This is a genomic window from Enterobacter cloacae complex sp. GYL001, assembly GCF_049237125.1.
Lineage (GTDB): Bacteria > Pseudomonadota > Gammaproteobacteria > Enterobacterales > Enterobacteriaceae > Enterobacter > Enterobacter hormaechei_C.
In genome coordinates this window covers 1-9,015 of sequence record NZ_JBMKGW010000035.1, presented here as the reverse complement: position 1 = coordinate 9,015, position 9,015 = coordinate 1, and the positions used below count along the sequence as shown (strand labels likewise).

General features: G+C 41.2%; 10 protein-coding genes and 1 pseudogene. 8 read left to right on the top strand and 3 right to left on the bottom strand.

The window, feature by feature from the left end; all coding sequences use genetic code 11:
• Positions 1-94 precede the first annotated feature (94 nt).
• Positions 95-412 (bottom strand): annotated as a pseudogene (locus ACOTWU_RS24620) (RepB family plasmid replication initiator protein); the annotation flags it as partial.
• A gap of 476 nt (positions 413-888) precedes the next feature.
• Here ACOTWU_RS24620 and ACOTWU_RS24615 point away from each other — a divergent pair.
• The 4 genes from ACOTWU_RS24615 to ACOTWU_RS24600 all read left to right on the top strand — a co-directional run bounded on the left by ACOTWU_RS24615 (position 889) and on the right by ACOTWU_RS24600 (position 3,963).
• Positions 889-1,941: a hypothetical protein gene (locus tag ACOTWU_RS24615; RefSeq protein ID WP_001065778.1), complete on the top strand. Its 1,053-nt coding sequence runs from the start codon at positions 889-891 to the stop codon at positions 1,939-1,941.
• A gap of 19 nt (positions 1,942-1,960) precedes the next feature.
• Positions 1,961-2,161 carry a hypothetical protein gene (locus tag ACOTWU_RS24610; protein WP_000594930.1) on the top strand — a complete coding sequence of 67 codons (201 nt, stop codon included), beginning with the start codon at positions 1,961-1,963 and terminating at the stop codon, positions 2,159-2,161.
• Positions 2,158-2,874, top strand: coding sequence for a zinc finger-like domain-containing protein (locus tag ACOTWU_RS24605; protein ID WP_000838219.1), 717 nt, complete (start codon positions 2,158-2,160; stop codon positions 2,872-2,874). The genes ACOTWU_RS24610 and ACOTWU_RS24605 overlap by 4 nt, the downstream gene beginning before the upstream one ends.
• Before the next feature lie 234 nt (positions 2,875-3,108).
• Positions 3,109-3,963, top strand: coding sequence for a hypothetical protein (locus ACOTWU_RS24600; protein ID WP_000970401.1), 855 nt, complete (start codon positions 3,109-3,111; stop codon positions 3,961-3,963).
• Positions 3,964-3,971: 8 nt separating this feature from the next.
• On the opposite strand, the gene ACOTWU_RS24595 is transcribed toward ACOTWU_RS24600, so the two are convergent.
• Positions 3,972-4,784, bottom strand: a complete 813-nt coding sequence (locus tag ACOTWU_RS24595) for a DNA adenine methylase (protein WP_001121574.1) — start codon at positions 4,782-4,784, stop codon at positions 3,972-3,974.
• A gap of 369 nt (positions 4,785-5,153) precedes the next feature.
• On the opposite strand from ACOTWU_RS24595, the gene ACOTWU_RS24590 reads away from it, so the two are divergent.
• From ACOTWU_RS24590 to ACOTWU_RS24575, 4 genes are all read left to right on the top strand, one after another.
• Positions 5,154-6,317 (top strand): hypothetical protein, encoded by a 1,164-nt coding sequence (locus ACOTWU_RS24590; protein ID WP_000114860.1) that lies wholly within the window; start codon positions 5,154-5,156, stop codon positions 6,315-6,317.
• Between the two features lie 247 nt (positions 6,318-6,564).
• Positions 6,565-8,256, top strand: coding sequence for a DUF4942 domain-containing protein (locus tag ACOTWU_RS24585; RefSeq protein WP_000096325.1), 1,692 nt, complete (start codon positions 6,565-6,567; stop codon positions 8,254-8,256).
• On the top strand, positions 8,253-8,429 hold the full coding sequence (locus ACOTWU_RS24580) for a hypothetical protein (protein ID WP_000070862.1): 177 nt from the start codon (positions 8,253-8,255) through the stop codon (positions 8,427-8,429). The genes ACOTWU_RS24585 and ACOTWU_RS24580 overlap by 4 nt, the downstream gene beginning before the upstream one ends.
• Positions 8,430-8,489: 60 nt before the next feature.
• A complete protein-coding gene (locus ACOTWU_RS24575; protein ID WP_421625802.1) occupies positions 8,490-8,924 on the top strand; it encodes a hypothetical protein in 435 nt (144 codons plus the stop codon).
• A 9-nt stretch (positions 8,925-8,933) separates the two neighbouring features.
• Here ACOTWU_RS24575 and ACOTWU_RS24570 read toward each other — a convergent pair.
• On the bottom strand, positions 8,934-9,015 hold an 82-nt coding region (locus ACOTWU_RS24570; RefSeq protein ID WP_048266543.1), incomplete at its 5' end, for a hypothetical protein.

Sequence of the window (9,015 nt, the reverse complement as noted above, 5' to 3'; positions counted from 1 at the left end):
CTGAGTTTGCGGCGGGCTGGAGAAAGGGTAATTCTGATAGTGAAGGATCCGACATTACTAAGTGAGCGTTGTATCTAATCCTGGGGGCAGGTCAAAAACCATATTTACTGAAAGCCATGATGATCCCGAGCCAGCACTTAAAGTCGGTAGACATAGATAGTTTGACACCAGTTATCTTGATGTCGTCATAACCCTCCGATCTTGCAATTTCCATACACGAAAGCTCATCAGAGGCATCAACTTCAAAGTTTCGGTCGCGGTTTTCTTTTGTGCCGACAGGGGTAAATACACTCAATCTCAGCAGGGCCACGGGCTGAACCGACTTGGACGAGTTAGGCGTCAGTTGATAAGTCTTACCTGATTCATTACTGGTTACGTCAAAAGGATGGATTAACTCGTTGTTTTTAATCATTAACTTAACTCGTCGGTGATAAGATTTTCATTTGGCAAACTGTTTATAACATATTCTTGCAAATGCTTTTTACGCATTTACCTAAATGCCATAAGCATTCCAGTAAATGCCTTCCTTATTCATTCAAATGCTTTTCGCATGCATCCGAATGCCGGATCCTTTCATAAAGTTACTATAATCAATGAGTTAAAGATGCCGTGATCTTTACTTGAACTCTATTGATCTTTAGTGATCTAAAGAATTGATCTAACCTGTTGAAAACAATGATAAGTCCATATAAAACAAGGAATAGCGCTCCTTTATCAATATCTACAGATCGCAAACGGAAATGAAAGTGGGTTTACTATCATTGTTTTATTCAAGACAGTTTTTATTTTAATTTTATTAAGCAAATTTTTTGAGTTTACCTTTTAGATGTATCAGCCCTATTTGGCAAATTTGAGGTTCATGTATCATGTAGTAAACAGGAGGAAGATATGAACAACAGCAAACATACAGTCATTGAAGTGGATACTAATCTAGTTGAAATTGAAAAGGGATTTAATCCCCGAGAGGCGGTAATCGGAGATTTGTGTTACGAACAAGAACCTGTCAAATCGATGATTGTGTCAATCAAACAAGCCTTTAAGGAAGGAAGGCAGGTTGATATGATCAAGGTCGTAAAAAGAAAAGGTAAATATTTAGTTCGTCAAGGTCATACTCGTTTTCATGGCTTAAAATTAGCAATTTCTGAAGGTGCTAATATTCCAAAATTATCTGTTATCTTAATCGATTATAAAAACGAAATTGAAGAATACCTTGAGAACCTCGATGGTAACAGAAGCAATGGGCTAAATCCGGTTGGGCAAGCTCATGCATTAGCTCATGCTGTTAGTCTCGGGTATTCGGTTGAAGAACTAGCAATGCGATATCAACGATCAACTACCGCAATTCGTAATATGCTAAAAATCCTTGATATGCCATTAGAGCTTCAACGTTTGATTAGCCTAAATCTAATCAAAAAAACGCTCGCCATTGAAATAATGTTAAAATATTCCAACGATCACAAAATGGTTTTAAAACATATAGAAGGTTTCTTACCTGGCGTTAAGAATATTGAGACTACAACGAGCAAAATTGTAGGCATACCTGAACACAATGCAGCTGGAGCAGGACCAGACACCTTAAATAAAGGCGGACCAGAAAAGAAAAATTCGGCAGTCACACGTAAGACTTTGGGTATTAAGCGCCTCTCGCATAAGAAAACAGAACGGCTAAAATCTGAATTTCTTGAGCTTGTGGAAAGTACACATACGGAATCTATAACGAATACTCAAACAGAACTAAAATTTGGTAGAGATAGTGCACACTTGTTCAAAAATGTTGATAGTAAAAATGTAATATTTTCTGATGATGGTGTTCAAATAATCTTGAATGATGAAAAGCTAAATATTTTATTGTCTTTACTTAACGACGAAAATACAGCAATCATTCTTTCTAAACCAAAATTAGAAGAGCTTCTGGAAATTCGAGATCTCCTTAAGGAATAAAAACCCGAGGATTAGTTGAGTGATTAAACCTATAAAGCTGACTCTTATCGATAATTATAATGATTTGCTTCTAACTCATGAAGTCCTTAAACGCAACATGGAAGAGTTAGAACACGGTAAACGTTTTGACCAATTTCCTGAAGGGCATGACCACTATGAAAAAACTGTGAAAGAAGCTGTAGCAATCGTAGAGGCACGTTTGGAGGTGTTTCGAAAATGAAATCTCTTTTCTTTACTCTTGATGGTCATATGGTACCAGCCTCAGTGAATGTATCCCTTAACGGAGATGGAAATTATTATGCACCTATCGAAAGAGAATGTAACGAATGTGCGGGCACAGGCCACAAAGGGGCTGATGTATGTGAAAAGTGTCATGGGGTGCAAACAGTTGGACCCATTATTGAAAAATTAGTGGTACTAGAGCCAATTACCTTTCTCGATAACATTCCGGAACTGCGTGTTAACCCAACACTCGAAGCATGGAAATCCAGAAACCACGTACTTATTGAGAAAGCAAAAAAGGCTAACACTAAGTTTTCTAATAGTATATTGGCGCAACTAGACAATAACCGTTTTTTGACAGAACGCCAGCTGGATTGTTTCTTTACAACCTTTGATGTGATGTTGTCTGAAACTCCGGAAAATGAACAAGAAATTTTAAAACATAGCTACAATATCGGCCAGGTCATAAGCATTGAACTAACATTTACTGAAGTCAGGGCCGCGTACGCAAAAAGTAAAGGGAGTTATTTTTTTACATTTACTGGTAAAGTTAGAAATGACGGGATCGCTTTAACGGCCGATAAACAGGATCACATTTTATTGGGTGAACGTTATCATTTGACTGGAAAAGTCAGAAAATTCTATGATTTTGATTCGAAAAATTATGCTGCAATAACAGTTTTTAAGTTAAGTAAACTCCAAGACAGTTAAATGTTTTACTGCTTAAATATAGAGCCAAGACTTAAACTGTCGTTAGGACTCACTCACGTAATATTGTTGCTTACGCAATGGGTTTTATCCCTCATAAAGATCTGCGAGTATAAATCTTTTACATTTAAATTCCCCTCTATCACAACCTTTTCAATAGTAAAAAAATGATAATCTTATTAATTATAATTTTTAATTTTTTGTATACCAATACCATACAGTTAAGGCTAAAAGGTGATGATGGAGATGGACTTTAAAATGCACAATGATCTGGGTCTCGGTTTCATTTGTAAAAATGCAAGAACATCGTCAAAGCCAACGTTAAGAAAAGTTACTTTTCCGGTAAGCGCATATGAAACGTCTAAGCTTTCTTTAACCGGTTTTCAATGCCCCACAGCCTGCCGATTTCCTTTTTTTGTGCTATGCATGATAATCCATAACCATCTTTCGTCTGCATGCCCTATCAACCAAAATGAATGTTCAAATCATATATCGCAATTTTCTATCGACATTAAAGTACAAGATTGGCTTAGCCGTTCAAGAGTAGCGTTTATTGATTTCCATAATCTAAGAAATACAGATAAAACCACATTAATAACAGTGGAACATCTTGAAGCTTTACTTACTGTTATGTCAACTACTCTTGTCGCTTACGCTCCATATTCAAAAAAGAGACTTAACTTTAGCTTTCTAAATTCATTTACTTTGTCTAAAACTTCTCAAAGTTACACATTAACTTTCCCGGTAGTTCTCAGTCCGCTTTTAGATGCTCTTGGCGGTTTCATTCAGGAATGCATAACCGAAAAATTGTTAAAACGACGAAATTCGAATTTCATGGTTTACGAGTATCTTAAACGTTCAGGCCAGAGCTCTCATAAAGTGGAGGACATTAATAACGACTTACAGCTTAAAACTCTAAATATAAGACTTATGAGCGTCCTTACTGGGCTTTCTCAGCAAGGACTCATTTCATTTATTTGCGAAGGAAAGAGGGGCGACCGGAGAATAGAAGAGCTTCAGTTTATACCTTATGTTCAACGAACTCACCCTGAGGTATTAACTTTTCAGGAATGGATTAGCCCCGTTGATTAGAATTAACTCTATTTCAGCACGGCCAGTATTTCTGTTTCCGTTTTCCGTGTATTTGGCTTACTTCCTACGGATCGGTAAGCGCTGAGTCTGTGTATGACGAATCCACGCTCTTCATAGAGGCCCAAAGTGAATGGTGTCAGGCTATTTGATATCGCAACAGCAGCGCCTTTTCTGTGAGCGTCAACGAGCATATTTGCTAACAGCACGTGGTCGCTTTGGCTGAACGGTTTACCATCGTAACTGACAAAACTAGTTTTGCTTGTTTTGTCATATGGCGGATCACAATAAATCTGATCTCCTTCGCCGGTTGCGGCCAGAGTCTCCTCAAAACCAGCGGTGATCAGTTCAATACCTGAAAGACGAAATGAAAGGTAGTCTATTTTATTGAAGTCAAGCTTCAGTTCTGTATGTTTCCCCCAGGGCACTGAATAGATTCTTTCTGAGTTATAGCGGCACATACCGTTATAGCCCAGGCGATTCAGGGAGTAAAACAAAGCCGCTCTTTGAAGCGGTTGACCAGAAATACAGGTTTTGTTGAAACGGTCCCTCATCTCATAGTAGTCCTTTTCGACAAAGGTTTTATCCGCTAGGTTTTGGACCTGATTTATAAAGTTAGTTTTCTGTCTTTGAATAGTCCTGTATAGGTTGATCAAGTCTGGATTGCTATCTGCAAGCAATGCATTTTGTGCAAACATGTTCAGAAAAACGGCACCACCGCCTATAAAGGGTTCTACCCACCGGCAACTATGATCGTGTGGGTAGTGATGGCTGATGAAAGGCATCAGTTTCGTTTTTCCACCAGCCCATTTGATTATCGGCATGTGTCTGAGATGTCGAGTCAAAGTGTCTATACCTGAGAGAGAAATTTAGGTGCTGGTATCGTACCTAACCACGGGCTTTAACTAATAACTTAGGGAGCAAAAAAAAGTTGTTTAAGACGCACAGTTTTGACTTTCAGCATTGCGGATTTATAAGATTTTTCCTCACTGATACCTGAACTTTATGTTTTGGATTTATGTCTTTGTTTATGAAGCGATTTTGATGCCATCACAAGAAATGGGGAGCCCTCTTTTTTTGTGAAAAATCAGAATAGGCTCAAAAAGTACCTTTTTTGCGAAAAATTATGGATTTTTTTTTCGGTAGTATCCCCGCTACGCAGAAAGTAAGCAGAAAAATGTAACGGAGCCCCTATGAGTGTTTTACTGACAGAACCTACACAGCAAGCTAATGACAAGGTCTTTAAAACGGCCCATGTTGCCTTTTCAGTAGTTACTGGCACAGGTCGTTACGTCACTGGGCTTAAACAGTTCCGTGATGCAAACCCTGAACTTTGTACTGAAGTAAGTGACCAGAAAGCATGGGCTATCCACCCTTCAGTAATTCAGGTCACGCCAGGCTTCAACTCCCGCGAAATGGGAATGGGTGACGATTACTATAAGCTCCCTGAGGTTGAAGAACACATCTACAACATCAAGAATGCCTACATTCGAGGTGACTATGTAGACCCTATCCGAGTACGTGTCATTGATGGGGTACCTTTTGTTCGCCAGGGGCACTGCCGTTTAAAAGCCGCAATGATGGCATGTGATGAAGATCATGACATCACAATCCTTTGCGTTGAGATTAAAGAAGATGAAATTGGCTGTGAGCTCGCGACCATTGATGGTAACCGTGGTCTTGCGCTTTCTCCTGTTGCGCTTGGCGAGTCCTATCGTCGCCTACATTCTCTTGCTGGCTGGTCACTCGAACGAATTGCTCAACGTGAAAATAAAAGCCCGACGACCATCAGTTCTCTTATCCGCCTGACAACCTGTTCTGTTGTTATCAAGAAATGGATTCATGCTGACGCTATTTCGTATGTTAACGTGCTTTCACTGATCGATGAGCTCGGTGAAACAGAAGCAATTTCACGTATCAAGAAGATGATCGCGGAACTTGAGCAGGCCGATGCGAATGGCATCACGGTGAAAAAAACCCAACATGGTCAGGTACGAGTCAGACCTTCAGACTTCAAGCCAGCACGGATTCCGCCGGTTATTGCCACAAAAGCCGTAGAAGGCGTCAAACTCATCACCACCAGCTTATTACAGAAACTGGGGGATATTGAATTGCCGGAGATGACAGATTCAAGTGCTGACGAAGAAATCAACATTACGTTGAACCGCAGTACTCTGGAGATGCTGAGAAATCTTTCAAAAGAGATCACAGAATCAGAGAACAAGCAGCTTCGCCGTGCGGAGAATCGTCAGGCAAAACTTAATGGTGAGAAGCCAAAATACCCACGTAAAAAAAATGCTAAGAAGGCAGGGGAAGAGACCGATCAGGATACTGACCCACAGCCGGACGCAGAATAATTTACTTTTGGCAAAGTGTTGGTTTTGTCAGAGTCATTAAGGATTCAGGCTTTTTGCCCGCCTTTTTTAAACCTCCATGTATCGTTCTTGCCCCGTTTATGCGGGGCTTTTTTTTTGCTTCTTTCTATGAGTTGACATCTTTAAGTTTTATTCAGAGACATAAAAAACTTTTTCGTGTCACTGAACCTATTAGGTTACAGAGCGACGTTGCTATCCTGGTAAAAGTTTTTTCTAAAGGACCGGTAAAATGTCATCTCTTGATTCTGAAGCTAAACCCGATAATGCAGGTCACAGCGTACTGGCTTTAACAACCTCTCATAGCCTGGTGGTTAGCTCTTCTGAAACATTTCTTCCAGATATGCGCAAAGAGCTCGGCATTATCGCGGATCTTGTTGAGTCCTATAATGATGAACTCTGCTTGTTGAAACACATGGCTGTCCAGTTCAAAACCCACAATCACCAGAAACTTTATTCTTATCTCTCAGGCTACAACCACAGTATCTCTGAAGCGGATGCCTTGTTCGCGGAAAACGCTCTGAGATCTGAATACTGGAAACGCGTTATGGCACTCACTGATGTTTTGCCTATCATGTCGGATGCCAAACGTAACGAATGGGATAAGCAGTTTACGGCCGACCGCTATATTATGCCGCCTCAGGTGATCCCTGATTTCACAGCTGACGCTGTAGTAGGCACAGTCGTTGCTTTGCTTAATGACCGCAATCAATTTATTAAAGAAAGGGTTTACGACGTCTTCCAGTCTCTGAGCCGCAGTCATAAGACAAACAAAGCTTTTGGGTTCTCCACCCGCATGATCACTACCGGAGTTTGCGAGCCGTCTAAATACCCCTGGCAGAAATTAAGGGTGGATTTTAAAGAGTCTGGCATTTCACCACTGAGCGAGCTCCGCGTTATATGCGCATTCTTCCGTGGCGAACAGGTGAAGGCGATCCATAACACCAAATCATTGGTTGAGGCGTTGGTCGAACATGAGGGGTTCAGAAAATGGATCTGCATCGATGGCAACAGTATTCGTTTCAGGGTTTACAAAAATGGATCAATGCATATTGACGTCCACCCTGATATCGCCGAGCGGCTTAACAATATTTTATCAGCTATCGTACCGCTGGCATTACCTGCCGACCGCATGGCTCATAGCAAGAAATCTTTGGAGGCATTCCCTGTACTTAAGCAGTGCATCGACTTTGATACCCGGATGCAGCTTTCTGAACTAATGTTTAAAAATGACGGGGACAATAAATGGAGTTGCTGGACATCTTTAGGGTCTCTCGCCGAACGCAAATCTTCGAGTGTTGCCGCTGACACCCTTCGGTTCTTAGGGGCAACAGTAACAAAATACGATGTGACATTTTCCTATGATCCGTGTGAGGTTATTCGTTACATCGGCCAGATAGGGGAGATGCCTGATATTGTATCGCATCAGTTTTACCCTTCATCTTGCCGAATCAGCGAATATGTATATTCCCTGCTCGGTGCAGGGGAAGGGGATACCCTCCTGGAGCCTAATATTGGCCATGCGGATTTGCTTAAATCATTCCCTGCCGGTGTGATCGTTACTGGCATCGAGCTTGATACTTTGAATTGCCTTATCTCCCGGGCTAAGGGATACGATACGACAGAAGCTGACTTCCTCACATGGTCTAAGTCTAATCAACAGAAGAAGTTTGATTATGTCGTGATGAACCCACCTTTTGCCGATAACCGGGCCAGGCTGCATCTCCAGGCAGCTGCATCTCATCTCGCAGCCGGGGGATCTCTAGCAGCCGTTCTTCCATTATCTCTTCAGGGGCTCGATAACCTTCTGGGGGAAGAATTCCGGACGGAATGGATGGACGTTTTTGAGAACGAGTTTGAAAACACGACCGTTTCGGTTCGCATCCTGTACGCCGAACGTATTCAACAAGAGGAAGTCCTATGAGCAACCAACCCACCAGCCTGCCAGAAGAAGATATTGAGTTTGTTATGGATACCTTTCAGAGGAGCATGGGTAAATCCAAACCTGTCAGGGATACTCAAATAGAGGGCGAGAAACCGCAAAGTAAAGAGTCCGCAAACTCAACTGAAAACCCCGGTTATGAAGAATTCTTTTAATTACGCTCATGATATCCTGGTGCAGTTATTTAGAATGATATTTGAGGGATGGGGGACATTGTGATTAAAAGGCGTAACATTCGACGATCAGTTTATGGATTGCTTATTGTTCTTATCGCCGGAAATGTGTGGTTAGGCCTTAGAGCTGATAAAATTCATAAAGTGCGTTATCAGGATTTCTGGTCACCGGCAACTGTGATTAAAGTAACTGTAATGCCTTCAACGAATGAAATCCAGCTCAGTGGTAAAATCCCTAAATCGGTAAGAGTTTCAAACAATTATGTTGAGTACTCGTTACCGGGCACACTCTCGGACAAGACCATTTACCGAAGCGTGTTAGAAGATGAGATGCTCACTTTGCTTAATGCTGGAGGTCAACTTGAAGTTAAATACACTCTGGACAAGCAGACAAATCGAACTAAGGTATGCACTAAGTGCTTACGGGTGATTAAAGATATTAACCATCAATATTCAGCCACTGAGGTAAAGCACTGAGAGATCCCCTCATAATTTCCCCAAAGCGTAACCATGTGTGAATAAATTTTGAGCTAGTAGGGTTGCAGCCACGAGTAAGTCTTCCCTTGTT